Below are 20,393 nucleotides of genomic sequence, written 5' to 3' on the forward strand. Positions count from 1 at the left end.
CCGCGCTTTTCTTTTATTGTCCGCTATTTATATATATTTTTTAATCCAATTCAAAAGAAAGTTGTTCTTGCTTTTCTTTTTCGTGGAATTGTCTTAAGGCCTGATCAATAATATCTAAATCCGTTTCTGTTTCAATCAATGGCGCGAGTACATTGTATTCGGCCTTTTTAGTTTGATAATCCTCTTCCTTTGGAAAATTTTTCTCAATTTCAACTTTAGCAGTAGTCCATTTATCCTTTAATTCATCCAATAAGTTCTGAGTTTTCACTTGGTCCTCTTTAATGTGATCAATCGTATGTTGGAGCCTTTGAATTGTCCCCAAAGGAGAATACAAATCTAAACTGACAGAATACAGATTTTCTCCTACAATCTTAACAGAGAAAGTTTCAGGAAGAGGTTGATTTGTTGGAAGACTAAGCATTTTAATGTCAAATCCTCGATAACTGGCTAGGGTACGAAATTCTTTGCTGTCTGATTGATTATGACGGATAAGACGGTGTAGGGATTCCCCTGCTTCAGCTCGTTGATCAAAAAATTGCTTGCCTACTGCCATAGAAAATGCTTGGTCTTTCGACATTTCAGACTGTTGAATGTCGCCTTCATACTTGCTTAATCGTTTCTCAAGAATGGGCATATTTTCTTCACAGTAGGAGATTGTATGACGATAGTGATCTTTGCTGCGTTGAAAGGCGCGTCTTTGATTTTCTAATAGGGTTAGATCATTCTCTAGTTCCATCTTATATTTGAGATAAGGATTACCTGTTGCTAGTGCCTTAAAATCAGAAGCTGTCATGGTCTGCTCATCAATGTCTTCTGCAGCACGAATCGGCTCCTTAGAAGTCATAATCTGCTTAATATAACGGAGTTTGTTCTCCTGAGTTGCCCATAGATAATTATCAAATGAACCTTTTGTAATGTAGTGGTAAATATCCACTTCCTTGTTTTCATTTCCCTGTCGGATAATACGTCCATTGCGTTGCTGAATGTCACTTGGTCTCCACGGTACATCCAGGTGATGAACTGCTTTCATCTTGCTCTGAACATTTAAACCTGTTCCTCCTTTTTCAGTTGAGGCAAGGAGAATCCGCACCTCTCCTGCATTAACCTTTCGAGATAAACTATTCTTCTTTTCATCACTATTGGCATCATGTACAAAGGCAATTTCTTTACTAGGGATTCCTCTATCAACTAATAAAGCCTTCATTTCAGAATAAACATCAAAGCCATTATCTTTTTTCTTAGGTGTGCCAATATCTGAAAAAATCATCTGAGTAGCCTTATTTTCCATTCCTTCACGATAAATTCTCTCAACATTATCCACTACCTGAAGCAGTTTATGATTGTCTGCTAGACTATAACTAGAGTCCAATAAACGCATATCAATTGCTAGTTTTCGTGCCTCACCCGTAATTTTTAACATGTTATCCTGGCTCGGATCAACTGTTCCACATTTGACCGCATCTGACCTCATAACCAATTCTTCTAAATAGAGTTTCTGATTTTCAGTTAACTCACTCTCAATAGGAATAATATGGGCTTCTGGGACAGGTAAATCCAACATATCTTGTGTTTGAATGTCGGCTGTTTCTTTATAGATTTTCATCAACTCAGGAAGATTGACAAATTTTTTAAATCGCTTCTTAGGTTGGTACTTATCCCCTGTAGGAGCTAATTCCATAGAGTTTTGAATTTCTCCAAAAGCACCTACCCAAGAGTCAAAATAATCAACTTGATAGCGTTTTAAGATATCTGGTTGAATGTAGTTCATCATAGTGTAGAGCTCACTAATAGAATTGGAAACTGGTGTTCCTGTCGCAAAGACAATGTTTTTAAAATCATGTTCTTCCTGAATCTGTCGAACCTTCATTTCCATATCCACATTCTTCTTAGACGTTGTATTGGTAATCCCTGCTACATTTCCAAGTCCAGTAATCGGACGTATATTTTTAAAGTGATGTGCTTCATCCACAAAAAGAAAATCAATTCCTAAGTTTTCAAAATCAATAAAGCTATCACGATTGAAGCGTTGGAGTTCTTCCAATTGTCTCTCTAAACCACTAATTGATTGTTCCGCTTCTTTAACGGTATACTTATTTTCAGAATGTGTTTTAATCTCTCGTAGTTCATTGAGTTTATCCTCAATATAGTTCATCTGTCTTTCCTTACTGACAGGGATTTTTTCAAATTGAGAATCCCCAATGACAATGGCATCGTAATCTCCTGTAATAATACGTGACACAAATTGTTTTCTTCTCGCCTTCACAAAATCTTTCTTAGTGGTCACAAAGACCTTTTTAGTAGGGAAAAATTTCATGATTTCTTGACCAAATTGAGCAGACAAACTAGAGGGCACTACATACAAGGGCTTATGAACCATCCCCAACTCCCTTAATTTAAACCCAGCACCAAGCATGGTCAAGGTCTTTCCTGAACCTACCTCGTGAGCTAATAAGGCTCTTTTTTCTTCTACGATTCTTTGAATGGCATTCTCTTGGTGAGGACGAAGACTAATGTTTTGAGCCAAGCCATCAATAACTAAATGGCTACCGTCATACTCTCGACTAACCGTTCGATTATAAAGACGATTGTAGCTTTCCTCAATGATTTGTTGGACTTCTGGATACCGTGAGACAAATTCTTGAAAGAGCTCTTGTAAATGCTGCTCTTTTGCTCTTAGAACAGAGGTTTTTTCCAAATCTGTGATAGTCTTTTTCTTTTCCCCTTCCGTAACAGTCATAGTAATCGTCGGTTGGTTCGAATTAAGTAAATTCTCAAAGATCTTTCTTCCTGTATCATAACGTGACCCACTAACTCCAAGACTACTATCTTTGGCACTTGGATATTGATAAGCAAATGATGTCCTTAAGTGAACCTGGCCATCGACAGGATTCACTTCAATGACTTGTTCAACATCTGGCGAAGACAATTCAAATTCATGATTGGTAAAACATTCAAAGGCAAATTTACCATAAACGGATTGAGGAATCCAACGTGAGCCTATATTAAACTCAATATCTGCCAGATGAATCCGTGGAGGACGGACAGATTCTAACAAATCTAAAGCATGGCTCCAATCACATTCTTGATTGTTTTCCTCTACTAACAGTTGAACTACTTCTATCTTATTGAGAATGTCTCCTGATAAAAACTGGTTCTTAGAAAGATATTTTCTTTCTCCTCTTAAATAGCTTTCTGGATCCATTAAAACCTGATCCCCTAACTCATCTAAAATAGCTGCTTGGCTATGTTCAGGGTAAATTGATACCATATAGTCTAAATCAACCCCTCTACCATCCGATAAACTGGAGTTTAAGGCATCTAAAGCCGTTGATACTCTTGTAATCACTCTCTCGGGCCTAACCAATGCTTTCTCAAAGGCTAAAGATTTTTTATATTTTACTTTCTGACTTTTAGAATCAATGTATTCATCTTCTAAACTAGCTAGTAAGGAATACTTATCGTCACTATCAAATAAGTTCCGATTAACGGAGGCATTCAAGTATCCAAATTGACTTACAAAATGGTCATAGTCACGATTGAGTTTACTAAGTAATACCTGAAAATCAGACCGACTATAATCTGGATGGCGTTGAATTTCAATTAAGGCCTGATAGGTCTCTCTTAGATCAACCATTCCCCTAATGCGACTAATGTCCTTATCCGATAAGGGACTTTCATAAAAGACAGTTTTTTTGAACAGTCCCTTATATTTCCCTCTTTTGCTCGCTTCTTCTGACTTGTATACATCTAGTGCTTCCTCATCTGTCAAATGAAGTTGCACGAATCGATCTATTTTATGTTCAGACAAAGAACTGTCCCAGGCTTTAAATTCTCCCTTCTCGTCTACATAATAACTAATTTCGTCTACTTTTGAACTTTTCCGAATGCCATGCGTATCTCGATAATAAATTTGATTTCCCTCATATCCAAAAGAATAGAGCGCTAAGTCCTCACGTATACGACTTGGGATAGAATTATCCACTTCTTCTTGGATAAATACAGGTGCTTTCAAAGAATTGTCAATTTGTTTATGTGCTTCCACATTCTCTAATGCTTTCATTATATCAGTAGATAATGTTTCTGATACCCCCTTAACATTGAGGGTTCCTCCATTAAAATTACGTACCTCATATTCACCCAAAACTTGTGTATTGTATTTCCCATCAAAATAAGGATTGATCCAGACACGCTTATCCTCCTCAAATGGAATAGAGCCACTAAAAACAAGTGCCTCCTCATTAAGATTCTTTGCTTGATCCTTTTGAAAGAAGAGGAGGTCTGTGGTTACTCGAGTACCCGCAATCTTTTTAAAAGCCGTATCCGGCAAACGTACTCCCCCTAAAAAATGAGTGTTGGTTTTAATCTCTTGTAAGACATTATCTGTCCGCTTATCCATTGTCCCGATAGATGAGATGATCGACACTTGTCCTCCGTCTCTTACTAAATCAAGTGAGTGTTTGACAAAGTAATCATGAATCATATAAGGTTTATCATAGTTTTTATCGGCAATGCGAAAATTTCCAAAGGGAACATTCGTTAAGACTAAATCAAAACTATTATTTTGATAGGGAACTTCCTCAAATCCTCGCACTTCAATATGGGTATTGGGGTGGAGTTGTTTTGCGATTGCGCCTGTCACACTGTCTAATTCAACCCCATAGAGTTCTGATTTCTCTCGTATACTTCTAGGCATAGCTGCAAAAAAATTTCCAGTCCCCATAGAAGGATCTAGTATCCTTCCTCCTTCAAAACCATCATCCAGTAATTTTTGCCAAATCTGGCGAATAATCATTGGGTCTGTATAATAGGCTGTGAGGGAACTTTGTTTCATGGTGGAGTATTCTGACTTACTTACTAAACTCTTGAGAGTTAAACGCTCTGATTCATACTTTGGATTGAGTTCATCAAAAAATTCATTGGCAAGACCACCCCATCCAACATACTTGGCTAGTAGTTCTTGTTCTTCTGGACTTGCTTGTCGTCCCTCTTTTTCTAATCTTTTAACAAGATCAATTGCGGCGATATTCGTTTCAATTTTTTCTCGATTTGTCTTAGGGTAAAAGTCCTCTAAATCATCTGGAAAAACAAAATCTTGAACGGGGACATCCGTCTCTTCCATATCTGAAATAAGCGTTTCTGTTTCCTTATCCTTATCTTTTTCCTTTTCCTTTTCATTTTCATTTTCATTTTCTTCTTCCAGATAGGAAAACAAATCTATTTCCTGACTTTCACTTGATGAATCAATCTCAATCTCTGAATCTTCTTTTTCAAGTTCTACGAAAGACAATACTTGTTCAATCTCTTCCAAACTGTTCAAGTATAAGATAGGATTCTCTTCAAATAACTGGTTGGAATCATTGAATAACTCTAATCGAACTAAGTCATTTAAGTGTGCATTTTCAATCGAAACCAACTGAAATACTTGTCCTTTATAACTTACTTGTGAACCGATTGGATATTCCCTCAAAGCTTCTTCTACAATTTTATCGACATTAGAAAAGGAGTTAGTTTCTTCCGTTTCCTGCTCAATATCACTTGAAGGAGATAAAACTTCCTCTACTTGATTAGACTTTTCGCTTTTAGCTTTTACTTCATCAAAATGAGTAATTATCTTCAGCTTTTGTGTCAGTGGGAGTTGTGTGTAGTTTTCTTCATGATGGACAAGATCCGTAACGGTATCTAAAGTAGCCATCAATTCTGAACCTAAATAGGCTAGAACATCTCCCTCTTTTTCTTCAAAATGAATCTCAAGAACCTCCTTTTTTAGTTCTTTGGAATCAACAATTAGAAGAAACTCCTCTATATCTCTACTAATGCGGTCAGATAGATTATTCGCAACCCGATAGACATTGACTAAATTGACATCCTGATTCTGATGAAATACAAGCTCACTCAATGGTGTTAGCTTCTCTTTTTCAGATTGGATGTAAAATCGAGTGAAAAGATTATAGGTTGCGACTTCTAGCACCAAGTTTTTCTCAAAATTACTTAATTGAGATAATCTACTTAGACCTGCTTGTCCAAAATTTCTTGTGTAACTTTCTAAATCTTGGTCATTATTTTCAGAACTGGCCTCTAGGAAAGAAATAATATCTTGATGAAACGAATAGACATGAGCTATCTCTTCTATCTTGCCCTCTTCAGTCAAAAAACTCTCTACCAAATCCTGCCATTTCTTATCAAAATGTTGCGCTTGATAACGAAGAAATAAGTCCATTTTCTCTCTATCTTTTGGAATTGTTCCACGAAACATAGCCAATAATTGTATTACTTCCATACTCGCTCCTTTCATCTATACGAAAATAGGAGAATCACATGATTCCCCTACAACTCTATCTCCATTTCAACCTCTTGAGGACTGGTTTCTAAATCACTAGATAAAAGAGAAACGGCATCCGTTCTCATGTAGTAAGTATATAAGTCTTCTAGGTCTTGTTGGTTTTCAATCCCTGTTTCAATACTAATCAGAGCCTGTATAAATTCCTTGTAGTGACTCTCCATCATATCTGAAATCTTTTGTTTCATTTCCATAAATACTGAGGACGGTTCAGTGATACTTGTTTGGCCTATGTCTTGTAAATCCTTTTTTAAGGGATTGGTTCCTTCTTCTATTTCCACTAAATCTGAACATCCATCACCATCAGAATCTGCGCTAAGAGGATTGGTTCCTAGCGCCAATTCTTGAGCATCAGTTAATCCATCTTGATCCGAATCACGTTGATAAATGGCTTCCATATACTTCCTTCTTTCCTAGTTAATCTTTTTTCACTCCAATCCTACCAAATAATCCTTGAAAGAAGTATCACAACAAAAAAAGAGAACGAGCCAAAACTGCGTTCTCCTTAAAATGATAAAAATATATTTTATGCCACAAAAGATATGTAAACTAATCTTTTAAATAATAAAAAAGTTCCGACGTTTGTAAATGTTTTGAGTAAATGGAAATTACTTTTTGACCTTTTGGAAATACTGTCTTTCTCTTCAAATCTAATAAAGACTGAGGAACAATTTTCCTAGATGTCTCTTTCAATGTTAATGCTAATATCTGTTTTCTTGTACGTAGAGCATAATCAAACTCCAAATACAAATAACGTCCTGAACCAGTTAGATGAACATGCTTTCCCAATAACTCCTCAATGGATCCTAAAACTTGTAACTTTTGCATCGTGGTTCCATCTTTTTTTATTTTCAACTCATCAATTATGACATGTCTTTTTAAACAATCGTCAAAGAAACTGCCTGCACCTTTTCTGTAATCAACACCACATAGGTGCATGAAATTAGTAGGTGAAAAATGAAGTTCAACACTTTCTATTTCAGTTTCATAATACATGATTTTGCCAACGAAGTGCTCTTTAAAAAAAGAAGCCGCAATTTGTAACTGAGTAAAAAAACGCTGAAGTTTTATTTTTTCGGTGTAATTTGGATTACGATAATCTCTAGAATTTGCCATATTTTCCTCACAAAAAAGGTGGTTTACAGAGTCTGTAAGCCACCTAGTCAGTCGGTTTATTCTGGTGTCTGCCACCGCTTGGCCCTTACGTCCAAGATTGCTATCGGATTTCGTTCTGGTGTCCGCCACCGCTTGGCCCTTATGTCCAAGATTACTATCAGATTGACCATGAGCCGACCACTCATCTACACTATTTATTTTACCTGAAAATGGCTAAAATTTCAAGTGTAAACTCTTCTATTTCGTAGTATAGGCAAAACTAATGGCGCTATCTGCTTGCGAGATTTTTCTAAAGGTATAGTTAGGATTGCCACCATAGTTTGTCTCAGACACAAGGAAAGAACCATCATCATATACTTTCTCGACAAAAGCCACATGACCGTAGATGGCTGGTGTGCCATGTGTACCTCCCACAAAAGAAACAATGGCACCTGCTCTTGGTGTAGAGCCAGTTTCCCCACCAAGACTTGAAGCTGTCGCAACCCAGTCCTGACCATTTCCCATGGTATTAATGATTGAAATCTTCTCTCCATTACTTCCTTTTAATTTTAAGCCTAATTGATTCATACGAGCCGCAACACCCCATGTACATTGTCCATAGGCATAGGCCATACCATCTCCACCACCAGGAACAGAATGCTCATACAAGTCCCCACGAACCCCTTCAAGGGATTGCGGGTCACTTTTTGCCTGTCCTCCATTTGTTTGGCTAAAGCCTTTTTCAATTTGGTAATACCATTCCGTTGCTCTGGTTTGTCTTTCCAGTAGTTTGTCACCAGAATTTCCCTCCCAATAGGTAAGGAAGAGTTGGGCCAGATTGGCTGCACTGCCCGTATTTCCAAAGAAATCCTTTAACCAACTTTGATAGTAAGGACTATCCCCGTGAAGCATAAAATCAAGTTGGAGGTCTAAATCATACCACTTCTTATTTTGGGTGCGTGCATAATTCAATAAAGCTGTATGACGTGTTGAACCATCTGCAGTATCCGTCCATTGCCCTAAACCCAAACCTCTATGAAGGATATTAGGATAAGCACCACTATAAATGGCTGGACCTCCAATTGCTAACCAGGTTTCATCATCCCATGAGGAATCGGTAGCGCCAACAGGAGGAGATAAATAATCTCCTTCAGCTCGTTTTGGATTAATAGAAGACTCTACAGACCAATTTCCTAAAATTGCCGCAATGGCTTGGGGACTTGCCCCTTGAGATTTTAAAAACTCATAAATATGTTTTGCTCGTTCAAACTCATCCCCACCAAACTGACCAATGGCAGGTAAGATAGTTGTCTGAAGTTGAATGACTTTTGGAAAATAAAATTGCGGATTGACATACACCAATTTTTCTTTCTTGTTTTTATACTTTTGATAAGAAACTTTCAAACCTGTATCGTCTGGTGTTTCACCAATAATATCACCCGTTAGGACTCTTCTCCCCTCAATCGCACGGCCATTATGAATAGAATACAAGGTCAATCGACTCTCATTCTCTCCTTTTCCGTTAGTGAGAATAACATTGTCGCCATCTAGAGATACAACTCCATCCATTGGTGCGACAATCGTTTGGTGAGCCTTCGCTTCTAGTAGAATGTACTCCTGAAGGGTAGGTTTTCCGTCTAAATCATAGTATCCATAACGATAAGTCATGGTTAGACTATCTTCGTTGCTTTTCCCCTCAAATGGATTGTCCAATTCCTGCATGGAAGCATACATACCCTCTTCTTTTAGTTCCTTTATTTCCTCTTGATCGTCTTTCGAGAGTTTATACTTAGGAGTTTCATAGAGGTCTTGCATGGATTTCAAATCTTCTCCATCGTTTAAATCATGCCACAAAGTAGATAGATAATCCTTGTAAGTTTCTGAACTAAACAAATGAACTGGTTTGTGTAACTCATAGTCATGGAATTTAAAGTTCATATACCCCATCACATCATCAATTTTTGTGTAATAGGTAATTCCTTTGTCATTTGTGCGAGTATGTTCTGCATCTTCCCAAGTTAGGTGGGTATAAGCTTTTGTTAATTCAAATTCATCTTGTTGAATCAAACTAGCAGATGAAAATCCTAAAAAGAAGCTCATTATAAGTAAAAGAAGAAAGACTATTCCTCCAACTATCCAGGTTACAGGATTTCCAGCCGCAAATGTAAAGAAGGAAAAGGCTGCTTTTAGTTTTTGATAGATATTTCGGACACTTGTAAGACCTTGTTTCTTTAATTTTCGAAACCGATTTTTAAAGGAACTTGGGTTATCTTTCGCTAGTTTCCATCCTTTTCCATCCTTAAAATGATGGTATCGCTCTTTTGTGTTGGTAAGTCTTTTCTTGGTAAAACGACCTGTTTCTTGTCCTGTTTTGACACTAGCTTTTCCAAGGTTATAAGAAAGCCGACTGTAGCGTTTTCCTTTTCTAATGGTCTCTTGTAGCGTGCGATAACCTTCTAAATCTTCATTTTCTGAAGCTAACTCTCCACCTTCACGGCCAAGGACATAAAGAAAAGTTTTGGCTTTCCTACTGACTTTTTTGGACTTATAGGCTTGTTTAGTAGATTTTAGATTCTCTTTTGCGGCCTTTACTTCTTTCTTAGATTTTAATTCTTCTAAACTCTTCCCTTGAAAGAAAAAATTAGATTTATGTTTCAATTCCTGACCGTAGAGAAATTTTTGATTGGTTTTTCTTTCTTTACGACTCTCTTTTCTTTCTTCTTTTGCTTGTACCTTGGCTTCTCTAAATTGCTCCTTGGCTATTTTCAATCGTTTCCTAGCATGAGGCAACCGTCTGTCTCTTAATTCTTTGCGATTCAAAAGAGATGGAGGACTATTTTGAAGAATATGGTTGTAGTCTTCATTTGCTTGTTTTACTCTCTCCTTTGAAGCTTCTCTCATCTCCTCTAGCTTCTGCTTCATCTCTTTTTTCCATGCTTTTTCATCCAGTACAGCGGAATCTTTTTTCTGTTTCTTCACCTCCTTCTTTCCTTGTTTCAAGAATTTCTTCTCATCTTTTAGACTTCTTCTAAATGCCTTTCGTGCACGTATGATTTCTCTTTTATCCTTCATTTTACTTCCCCTTAATTAGAAGCCATTTTATCAGGATCTGTACTCATGATATCAAACAATTGTGTACCTTGAGGAATCTTATTTTTAAAGGGTACGACAACTGAACCAGCTTTTATTAGTCCAGCCCCTTTTTCTGGATTGACTAGGTATTTTTCAAGTTCTTTTGACAAGCCTAAGAGTTGAACCAGTTCTTCTCGGTCATTTTTTGCTTGCTTGAGGAGAATCATAAATTCACTATTTGCAATAATCCGTCTACCATTTGGATCTAACAATAAGGTTTCGACATTTTGGGTTATCCCAGTCGGACTAGCTCCATATTTTCTGACACGACTCCACAATTTAAAGAAGAAATCACTAGCATATTTATCTAATAAGAGAAGCTGCATTTCATCAAAATAAATCCAGGTCTTCTTCCCTAATTTTTGGTTCCGAACAACACGATTCCATATCTGATCAAACACTACCATAAGGGCGATTTGTTTCAGCTCATCTCCTAACTTTTTAACGTTATAGATTAAGAAGTTAGATCCTGTCTGAATATTGGTCTTATGAGAAAAAATATCAAGAGAACCTTCGACATACAGTTCCATATCAAGTGCCAAGTTCTGCGCTTCTTCTTCTGGTTGTTGGCTCAAGACAAAGACCCATTCTTCCAAAGAAGGCTCTTTAAATGACTGATAGGTGAGTCTGGTAACTCTGTCGATAATCGATTTTTCTCTTCCATCCATTTTCCTATCCAATAACTTGCCGATAAAGGATAAAAGAAATTCTGATTTTACCTTTACAGGATCCTCATCCATATTTTCCTCAGACAAGTCAAGGACATTGAGATAAGTTTGGGAATCGGGCGCAATATCAATCATTTCTCCCCCAAAAGCCCGTCCAATAACACTGTACTCTGCTTCTGGATCCACGATGATAATTTCAGTATTTTCACCAGATTCCTTGATTTTGGTCGTGATAATTTCATGTTTGGTTGCCATCCCTTTCCCAGCTCCAGATGTTCCTAAAATCAGACCAGACGGTGTATTTAATAGACTGCGATCAATGGTAATAATATTGCTTGAGATTTGATTGATACCGTAATATTTCCCACTACGGTCTTGTAAATCTACTGAAGTCCAAGGTGAGTTCACTGCTATATTGGACGTTAATAAACTCCGTGATACTCCTTCTAAAAAATCACAACCAAATGGCAGCAAACTATTAAAAGCTGCTTCTTGCATATATGGAAGTTTATCAATCATTAGGTCATTTGAGCCGGCCACTTGTTGGATAGTGTCTAGGGCTTGTTTGAGTTCTTCTTCATCCTGACCAAAAACACCAATCAAGAAGACCGTTTGAAATAGTTTATCTCCTGTCTCGGTCATGGTTTTTAAGAGTTCCTCAGCTTCATCGATATTGCTTTCTAATACATGACCTACTTTTTCCAAATAGATACCTGTACGAGCTAGTTTTTGTTGTTCCCCAATCTTTTGGGATTCCATCAAGGTCTTCTTTGTTCGTAGTTTCTTCATAGCATCTGCCTTGGTCGAACTTTGAGCATGGAGGCTCACAATCAATTCCAAATCTCCTTGCATGAGGTCTCGAATAAACTGATCCCCTAATTCCATGCCGTAGTCTCTCACATAGACAATCTGCAATAAGCGGTCATTAATTTGTAGGTAATTCTTGTTTTTAAAATCTAAGAGATTAGGTGCTATGAAGTGACGAGTTGTCTGACCAGATCTCGTTAAATCACGGTAAGAAAAAGGAAGATGGTGTTCTCCTCTAAGCATATCTGCCAACAAGTTCACCCGTTCTTCTCCAGCCAAGGATTCAAATCGAGCTTCAATTTCTGAGAAACCACTCTTGAAATATTCTCCAATTTGGAACAAGGAACGATAGGCTTGTTTGGGATTAGTATCCTTTCTACCAAAGCTAATCAACTTCACAGCTGAAAAATTATTTTCGCCACTGTCTAAATTCTGATTCATCATCCGATTCAATTCTTTACGATAGCTATCGTACCCATCTTCTTTTTCCTCATACAAAACACTTTGTCTGAATTTTTCTAAATTCAATCTTTTATTAAAGATAGTTAATTGGAAGTTGGTTTGGTCATCTAGGGAGTTAATCAAATCAGAATACTTCTCAATGATTGCCCCCTTATCTTCTAAACCAACGGTCTGGTAATTGACATCACCAAGTAAATAGCTTTGTGAAAAATAATCTTCTTTTACCTGCATCAGACCATTTTGATACAGGGCTTGATAGGAAAGAGTATTAGCCGTAGAGGGTAACACTTCCTCTTTTTTCCCTTTAACTTCTTCCTTTTTATTAGTCATTGAAGTTTTTTGTTTCTTTAATGTATTTGATTTTCTTTTCATGTTCAGGTCCTTTCTTTCCTGTAATTGTGCGTAGGGGAACCGTTAGTTCAAAATGAAGACGGTATTTCAAATAATGTTCAAAATATAAATCATTGGGTTTATAGACTCCAAAAAGCATGAGGGGGATGGTAAAGGCAAACACAAAACCGTAAACAAACCAATCTCCAAATTGCCAGAAAAAGAGATTCAAGCCCAAAACAATAATTGTGACAATAAAGGCTGGTAAAACAAAGATGATTTGTCTTGTGGTGAAGCCTAACCAAGCCCTGTGTTGGTATTTTGAGATGTCTTTAAAGACACGTGTATTCATGACTTTCCTTTCTAAAAAGGCTAAGAAGCATCCACTTCCTAGCCTTTATCTAATTACATACCTAAGATTGAGCGAGCCGTACGTTGAGAACCAACGAGGGCAATAATCAGTAAGATAGCTTGTACCAAACTACCAAACATAATCGCAAGTGATTGCAGGACTCCTGCACCATTTGAAACAGCTATTTTCCCAGCAGATTCAAATAAAGGAACAAGAGAAACAATCAGAAAAATGAGAACCCCTTGTACCGCATAGACCATAATATTTTTTAAATAGCCAATACCAATAGACTTCCACTCATCACTTAAAAATGTTGGAATCGTAAGAGGGGCAAATGGAATCATAAGGTAGAGTTGAATAAATCGAATGGATACCAAAAGATTGACCATGGCTGCACTTACTATCCGAACTAGCCAAATTAGGAGGGCGAAAAAGCCCACAATCATCCGGCCAATAAATCCTGAACCTTTTAATCCAGAGATGGTATCATACTTTGCCCCACCGTGAGCCACAATCGAGGCCACTTGTTCAATGGCGTGACTCGCAATCCCGATGATAGCTTCTACGATAACGGTAGTATTGGTAATTACAACTGCGACCATAATGTAACTAATCAACATCGGCGCTAATGCTTCAAAGGTCATCGCTCCTCCTGAGTTAGCAATTTTCTTTGCCATCTTCGAAAATTCTAAGATGAGAACAACTGATAAAATCGCAACTCCAAGAGGCTGCATGACACTTTTAGTAATACTAGACATATAAGTCCAAACAGTTGGATTGTAGCTAGATAGAGATTTAATCAAATCTACCGTAGATTGTAAATCTACATTAAATCCTTCAAATAAATTTTCAGCTGATATTTTTTCAGATGCAAGGTAAACAAAGGGTGAGACTAAACTAAGATTCATGTCATTGTTGATCCTCCTAAATAGAAATCTGGGTTACAAAGGCTCCAGCAGCCCCTACCATAACTCCACCGACAATTTCAAGAATGGCATTCCGAACACCTGGTCCACCATCTTTAATGTTGGTTGCAAGGTTGACAATCCCCACAACAACGAGAAAGGCACCAACCGCAATCAATCCCTTCTGCAACAAAGACATAGCTTGTGCAAACATGGCACTTGCGTCTACTCCATAAACAAAACCTTTAAAATGCGTAATCATCTATTTCCTCTTTTCTATTTTTATTTTAAACTAGATTCAAAAGTTAAATCACGAATTCTAAGGCCTTCAAGATGATTTTCTTGTCTTTGATTCAAAGGATTGATTTGATAGTTCCACCACCGTTCATCGGTTTCTTGATTGGCTAGGTATTTCCAGTTTGGATGCTTAGTGGAATTGTATTTTTTGCTTTTAAAGACAGGCATATTGGCAATTCGAACCAAGCATTCATGCCGTTTCATATTTCCGACTTCATCAGGTGTCATTAAATCACGAGCAATCTTTTGATGAGAAAGGGATCCTGAACCTGTCTGGCCAAAGGAACGACTGGTATTTCGAACATCAATGGTTTGTTTACCGAGTAACCCACTCATAAATTTAAAGGTATCTTCATCATTACCACCTAAGTAGACTAAGCTATCACAATTTCCAAGAATAGTTTTCCAAGCTTCTTTTTCTTTATAGAGCCCTTGAAGTTGTGCAATATTTTGAAGAATGGGAACGAGACTCATATTACGAGAACGAACTGTTGAGGTTTGTTCAGCAAAATCTGGGATTTCTCCGATATTCGCGAACTCATCTAAATAGACTCTCACATGAAGAGGCAATTGACCCTTAAAATCAATATCTGCTTGTCTTGTTAAGGTTTGAAATACGGTTGAAAAAAAGAGGGCTGAAAGAAAGCGAAAGGTACTATCGTTATCTGGGATAACTAGGTAAACCATTGATTTTTCCTGGCCCCATGTCTTCATATCAAGGGTATCTCTTTTGGTCAAATCCATGACACTTTGAATATTGAAGAGGGCAAATTTAGCAGTGGTTACAGCTATAACAGAATCCAGAGTCTTATCCTTATAATTTTGAAAATCTGCCCAATTTCGCATGGTAAAATTTTCAGTCCCATACTTTTTAGAATAATTTTCAAATAGAATTTCTAAGACACTTTTTTCTTGATTTTCACCCTTGGATAAGTGTTTAATGAGTTTTGAGATTTCAGCAAAACTTGGATAACGCCCTCTTTTTTTTCGCTCTTCCACTTCTTTTTTTTGACGTTTCAACAAGTTTTGGTATTCTGTTTGACTCAAACGACTCTCTTCAATGTGCTGTTCTCTTGTTTTAGGTGGGTTATAGAAATCGACCAAGTAGGAGGCTAAAGCTCGTACCAAAGTCATAGAAGCTTCATCCCAAAATGGATCACTACGAGAGCCAGAGCCTTTGGTGTTATTGAAATAAACCGTCAGCATGCGATTCAAATCATTTTCTGTCTCTATATAGCGGAAAGGATTGAAGCCATCTGAGTTCTTCATATTGACTAAATCTAGCACCTTTACTTGGTAGCCATGTTCCAAAAAGAGTCTTCCTGTTTTCTCAGCTAAGTGATCTTTAGGATCCACGACAATATTTGAACTATTCATCTGAATCAGATTGGGTTTTACAAAGCGAAAGGTCTTCCCACTTCCTGAACCTCCGATCACCGCAATATTCTTATTTCTATCATATTGGGGTGATTTCTTATCTAATAATGTCAAACGAACATCTTGAGCTAAGATCGTATCATGAGAAAATTCTTTACCGTAAAAGAGCTTCTTTTCTTTTAGAGTTCCAAAACGGGCGCTCCCGTATTCTACTCCTTCTCGGTATTGTTTTTTGCAAGTCTCTAAATAGAGATAAACCAGCAACATCATCACAAAGCCTAGTAGAAAAAAAGCACTTGATTTTCCAGTAAAAGAAATATTCCATGGCGACTGAAGAACTTCATCTTGACCCTCCATCAGAAGATGAGTCCATTTATCTAATGTATTTCCAGTATAGGAATCATACAAAAGCGTCAAACGATGAAAAAGATAGCCTAGTAAGATACCTAACAGTGAGAATAGTAGGAATTTCTTTCCACTGTACATCATCTCACCATCTCTTTCTGTTTGACGGCTCCTTCTTGTCTAAAGGTAATTTGGGATTTAGCCTCATCAATTGCATCGTCTAATGACTTATCCATGGTAAAATCAGCTAATTTCTCTGGATTATTAACCATTTTTTCTAACAGATGGTCTAAATGATTGTCCAGAATCGAACGGTCTTTCGTGTAGAAATGTAGAGAATCCCCTTGCCAAGCGATGGCTAAAGGAATCTCTTCTTTTTCTAAAAAAGCTTTAAATTTCTCTATATCAATTGGTTTGTCTAAAAAATCTTTTTTCAGATTAATCGTATCAATCGAATAGGGAGATTGTAGCAATTCTTCTAATTTCTGCACCCCTATCTTATAGGCGGAATCCTGTGCTAAAGCCTGACGTCTAGACCATTCTAGAATCTTTAAAAGACTTTTTACAGTAAATAAAAGACTACGCTCAGCATATTGAACCGCCATTCGTTCCTGTTGTTCAGAGGACATCTGATACCTCCTTCTTAACAAATAGCAGCTTTCCTTCTTTATAACGATAAGCTATCAATTTCTGACGTTGCTTAATCGACTTGACAACCTGCAGTAGATCTCTCGAATAAGGTTCTCGAAGAGTAACTTCTACTGCATTCCCATCAACGATACCAACACGTTTAAATTCAATGTAGTCTTTTTTAAGATGTCCTAAGCCCATACCAAAAGGAAAGTGATGAATCAATTGGATGGTACAACCACCTTTATTTCCCATTTGTTTCAAATCATACAAGTTTACTACCTTCATGATTAACTCCTTTATCTAGTTTGTCGCATCGTTTAAGTCTGGTAACGATAAACTCCGTGTCTGTTAGAAAATTCTCACACACGTCTTGTGCCAGTTGCCCTTCACAGGGAGATACTCTCAGTCCCTACTTACACAGGCACGCTAATCAAGACGGAGTGGATTCAATTTTCAAAGAACAGGTAGCTTTATTATAGATAAGAGTAGTTGAAATTTTTATCACATTTTTTATTTTTCTGTAGAGCTAAATTCATACTAAACAAAGATTTTGAAATAAAAGACTAACGTTGTTACATAACGTTAGCATTTCATTTCCCTAAAACAAGCTAATTTGGTCTAAAAAAGCAGCAAACTATAAACTAGTAGGTTCCACACCAAATGTACACCCATACTTCCCCATAAGTCAGATTTATAGCGCACCATCCCTAAAAACATCCCAAGTGAAACATATAAACACCAAGCTAGTATGGTTCCTGGATGATGTGCTAAGGCAAATAAAACACTTGTCAAAGCAACTCTAATATCTATTTTACTGACCAAGTTCCATATAATTTCTCGATACAGAAATTCTTCAACCATACTCGCATTGATTAAGAACAATAAAAATGAAAACCAAGGAACTTGATGTTGAAGGCCAATTAAGTTTGCTTGGTTCGTGCTTCCTTGAGCATGAATCAGACTAAAACATAGGCTTGTAATCAGTAGGCTAACGAATCCAATACCAATCCACTTTATCCTAATTTTCATATTGACCTTGGCCACTTGTTTTCGTTGACCATACATCCATAAAAAAGAAATGAGTGACGCACAATAGAGAATCTGTAGTATAGTTAACTCACCGATACAAAGCAATTTAAGTAAGTATAGGGATAGCAATAGGACATTAACTTGTTGGAATATATAAACTGGAATTATTCTTTTCATAGTTACCTCCGAAATAAATCTTCATAATCTAAATCTAATACCTGCACAATCCTTTCTACCCATGGACTTTGAGGCATTCGTTGTTCCATCTTGTAGTGGCGTATCTTTTGATACAAACGATTCAATTCACTTGGATAGTGAAACTCTCCCGCAAACATTTTTCTGGTTAACTCAATCCAGCTGATATTTCTTTCAGCCAAAATAATGGACAAGTTCTCCCAAAATCGTTCTGCCATATTGCTTCTCCTTTAACTTGATAAATAATGTGTTTGTTCCATGTAAATCAATTGTTTCGTATCTCTAGGTAATAAAGCTCTAGCCTCCTCTAGATTCAGATTTGGATAAACTCGCTTATTTGAAACCGCAAGAGGAAGCCTGATGGTTAGTTCAGGATTTTTTAATATCATTTCAATGAAATCCGTTAATCTTAGATTGTCACGGTTCTTAAATCGTAATAAATTGGGAGATAAAAATTCAAAACAATCTGAAGAATAGCTCATCATCTCAATTAATTTATCCTTTGTCATTTCAGAAACTGAATGACAAGATACCTCGATGCCATAGTTTTGGAAGAAGTCTAAAAGAAGTTGATTTCTTTGGCTATTTTTACTTAGATAGAGATCAATCATGGGAGACCTCCCAAAGATTCGGTTCCATTTGATATTCTGATACGATTAAGGAATCTAATAAATTTGCGAAGTTAATCGGTTGCTTGTCTTCATCATAAGCTTTTACAGTTACTTGGGTTGTAAGTATTCCCTCTTTTCCCTCGGCTCGATAGCCTTGTCCATATAAAACAAAAACAAGATTTTGATGATCATCTACAAAGGCATCAACTCCATTCTTTATTTCTTGACTTTCAAGGAAGTCCATAATGTTTTGAAGATAGGATTCGTAAAATAGTGGGTAATTATGTTTTTTGTGGTAATCATCTAAAAATGTCACTTCAAACTCACATGGATAATTGGGCATCAAAAATAATTGTTCATCCAGCTGTTTGATCTCTGCATCATGTAATTCTATTTCTAATTCATCACAATCTAGTATTGATTCTTTATTTAATGCTTTCATCTTTTTCCTCTATTTCTTTTAATTTCTTTGCGATTGCGGCAATCACAGGAACGGTTACACTATTACCAGCTTGTTTATAGAGCTGACTATTACTAGAGACTTTTCTAGCAGCTTCAAAAGCCCAATCAGGAAAGCCCTGCAATCGAAAACACTCTTTAGGAGTGATTCGTCGTATTCTCAAACGGTAAAATTGTCCGTCTATTAATACACCAGCTACTTGGTAAACTTGTCTATCTTCTCCTTCATAGCTAGCCACTACTACTCCCATTTGACCACTAGTTGTCAAAGTATTGGCTATACCTTTTCCAACTCTACCACGACGATACTGAGAACTTGGTCTTTCTAAATTGATTGAATCCCCAATCTCTGCTTGAGCATATCCTTTTTTCGTTGCTTCTCGGACTTTTAAAAATTGGATTGGTTCTGGAATCAGTATTTTGGGAATTTTATCTCCCCCTTGCATCGTAGTCAGTGTTGGAGATAAGCCCTCACTTCCATAGACGCGACCGGTCTCCTTAAAGCTAGTTGGTAAATCTCCAACAACGACAATACCATGGCAATCCTGAGTATTTAAAGTAAACATCGTCTCTTGGTTTCCCTTAAAGCATCTACCATTTTGTCTGTTGTCTAATCTATCTGGTGTCATACAAGGAATCGCAATCTTAAATCCTTCTCCTTTACCACGAACTAAGGTTGGCGCAAGACCTTCTGTATAATAAACTTTACCGCTCATTCCACTTTTTGATGGATTCAAATTCCCTAATGTCTTTAAAATCTCAGAGTTAGTTGCTTGACCTTCTCGTCTGAAAGGAAATAAAAGTCTGGTACCTCTCTTTCTAGAATGTCCGATAATAAACACCCTTTCTCTGTTTTGGGGAACGCCAAAATCCTTACTGTTAAGCACCTGCCACTCAACATCAAACCCCAACTCATCAAACGTGGTAAGGATTGTGGTGAACGTCCGTCCCTTATCGTGATTGAGTAGGCCTTTAACATTTTCAAGAAAAAGAAAACGTGGTTGGATTTGTTTGGTCGCCCGAGCAATTTCAAAGAACAAAGTTCCTCTAGTATCTTCAAATCCCAATCGTCTTCCTGCGATTGAAAATGCTTGACAAGGGAATCCCCCACAGATGACATCGACTTTCCCTCTAAGTTTTTTAAATTCGTCATCTGAAACATCTCGTATGTCATGAAATTCGATTTCTCCTTCCGTTTGAAAAATGGACTTATAAGATTCTCTAGCAAATTTATCAATCTCACAAAATCCAATACACTCGTGTCCGACACTTTCCATTCCTAGTCGAAATCCACCGATACCAGAAAATAAATCAATAAATTTCATTTCTTGATTACTCCTTTCTGATCGACTACCAATG

General features: G+C 37.1%; 17 protein-coding genes. 1 reads left to right on the forward strand and 16 read right to left on the reverse strand.

The features are described 5' to 3' along the window. Positions 1–40: 40 nt before the first annotated feature. From B7709_RS09440 to B7709_RS09450, 3 genes are all read right to left on the reverse strand, one after another. Positions 41–6,277, reverse strand: a complete 6,237-nt coding sequence (locus B7709_RS09440) for a DEAD/DEAH box helicase family protein (protein ID WP_193431705.1) — start codon at positions 6,275–6,277, stop codon at positions 41–43. 47 nt (positions 6,278–6,324) lie between these two features. Next, a complete protein-coding gene (locus B7709_RS09445; protein WP_084972561.1) occupies positions 6,325–6,735 on the reverse strand; it encodes a thrombospondin type 3 repeat-containing protein in 411 nt (136 codons plus the stop codon). A 151-nt stretch (positions 6,736–6,886) separates the two neighbouring features. Then, positions 6,887–7,453, reverse strand: coding sequence for a PBECR4 domain-containing protein (locus B7709_RS09450; protein ID WP_084972630.1), 567 nt, complete (start codon positions 7,451–7,453; stop codon positions 6,887–6,889). Positions 7,454–7,471: 18 nt separating this feature from the next. On the opposite strand from B7709_RS09450, the gene B7709_RS10140 reads away from it, so the two are divergent. Further along, on the forward strand, positions 7,472–7,660 hold the full coding sequence (locus B7709_RS10140; RefSeq protein WP_071788347.1) for a hypothetical protein: 189 nt from the start codon (positions 7,472–7,474) through the stop codon (positions 7,658–7,660). 30 nt (positions 7,661–7,690) lie between these two features. Here the strand turns inward: B7709_RS10140 and B7709_RS09460 are convergent, their stop codons facing one another. The 13 genes from B7709_RS09460 to dcm form a co-directional block, all read right to left on the reverse strand. Beyond that, on the reverse strand, positions 7,691–10,504 hold the full coding sequence (locus B7709_RS09460) for a phage tail tip lysozyme (RefSeq protein ID WP_084972562.1): 2,814 nt from the start codon (positions 10,502–10,504) through the stop codon (positions 7,691–7,693). An 11-nt stretch (positions 10,505–10,515) separates the two neighbouring features. Next, positions 10,516–12,873 carry a VirB4-like conjugal transfer ATPase, CD1110 family gene (locus B7709_RS09465; RefSeq protein ID WP_180364039.1) on the reverse strand — a complete coding sequence of 786 codons (2,358 nt, stop codon included), beginning with the start codon at positions 12,871–12,873 and terminating at the stop codon, positions 10,516–10,518. Continuing rightward, positions 12,824–13,183: a PrgI family protein gene (locus tag B7709_RS09470; RefSeq protein ID WP_001097589.1), complete on the reverse strand. Its 360-nt coding sequence runs from the start codon at positions 13,181–13,183 to the stop codon at positions 12,824–12,826. The genes B7709_RS09465 and B7709_RS09470 overlap by 50 nt, the downstream gene beginning before the upstream one ends. 53 nt (positions 13,184–13,236) lie before the next feature. Further along, positions 13,237–14,091, reverse strand: coding sequence for a conjugal transfer protein TrbL (locus B7709_RS09475; protein WP_001054257.1), 855 nt, complete (start codon positions 14,089–14,091; stop codon positions 13,237–13,239). 16 nt (positions 14,092–14,107) lie between these two features. Then, positions 14,108–14,350, reverse strand: coding sequence for a hypothetical protein (locus B7709_RS09480; RefSeq protein ID WP_000627865.1), 243 nt, complete (start codon positions 14,348–14,350; stop codon positions 14,108–14,110). Positions 14,351–14,370: 20 nt separating this feature from the next. Further along, positions 14,371–16,248, reverse strand: coding sequence for a VirD4-like conjugal transfer protein, CD1115 family (locus tag B7709_RS09485; protein ID WP_084972631.1), 1,878 nt, complete (start codon positions 16,246–16,248; stop codon positions 14,371–14,373). Further along, positions 16,248–16,736 (reverse strand): hypothetical protein, encoded by a 489-nt coding sequence (locus B7709_RS09490; protein WP_048791736.1) that lies wholly within the window; start codon positions 16,734–16,736, stop codon positions 16,248–16,250. Before B7709_RS09490 ends, B7709_RS09485 begins: the two co-directional genes overlap by 1 nt. After that, complete coding sequence (locus B7709_RS09495; protein ID WP_048791737.1) at positions 16,726–17,025, reverse strand: hypothetical protein; 300 nt, start codon at positions 17,023–17,025, stop codon at positions 16,726–16,728. The genes B7709_RS09490 and B7709_RS09495 overlap by 11 nt, the downstream gene beginning before the upstream one ends. A 333-nt stretch (positions 17,026–17,358) precedes the next feature. Next, complete coding sequence (locus tag B7709_RS09500; RefSeq protein ID WP_084972563.1) at positions 17,359–17,946, reverse strand: CPBP family intramembrane glutamic endopeptidase; 588 nt, start codon at positions 17,944–17,946, stop codon at positions 17,359–17,361. A 2-nt stretch (positions 17,947–17,948) separates the two neighbouring features. Further along, positions 17,949–18,182 (reverse strand): hypothetical protein, encoded by a 234-nt coding sequence (locus B7709_RS09505; protein ID WP_000840776.1) that lies wholly within the window; start codon positions 18,180–18,182, stop codon positions 17,949–17,951. A gap of 12 nt (positions 18,183–18,194) precedes the next feature. Beyond that, a complete protein-coding gene (locus tag B7709_RS09510) occupies positions 18,195–18,575 on the reverse strand; it encodes a thioredoxin domain-containing protein (RefSeq protein WP_000566547.1) in 381 nt (126 codons plus the stop codon). Continuing rightward, a complete protein-coding gene (locus B7709_RS09515) occupies positions 18,568–19,017 on the reverse strand; it encodes a hypothetical protein (protein WP_084972564.1) in 450 nt (149 codons plus the stop codon). Before B7709_RS09515 ends, B7709_RS09510 begins: the two co-directional genes overlap by 8 nt. Next, the gene (dcm, locus tag B7709_RS09520) at positions 19,001–20,359 is read right to left on the reverse strand and encodes a DNA (cytosine-5-)-methyltransferase (RefSeq protein ID WP_084972565.1); all 1,359 of its coding nucleotides are present in this window, start codon (positions 20,357–20,359) and stop codon (positions 19,001–19,003) included. The genes B7709_RS09515 and dcm overlap by 17 nt, the downstream gene beginning before the upstream one ends. Positions 20,360–20,393: the final 34 nt, after the last annotated feature.

The organism is Streptococcus oralis subsp. dentisani, from assembly GCF_002096335.1.
Classification (GTDB): domain Bacteria; phylum Bacillota; class Bacilli; order Lactobacillales; family Streptococcaceae; genus Streptococcus; species Streptococcus oralis_Z.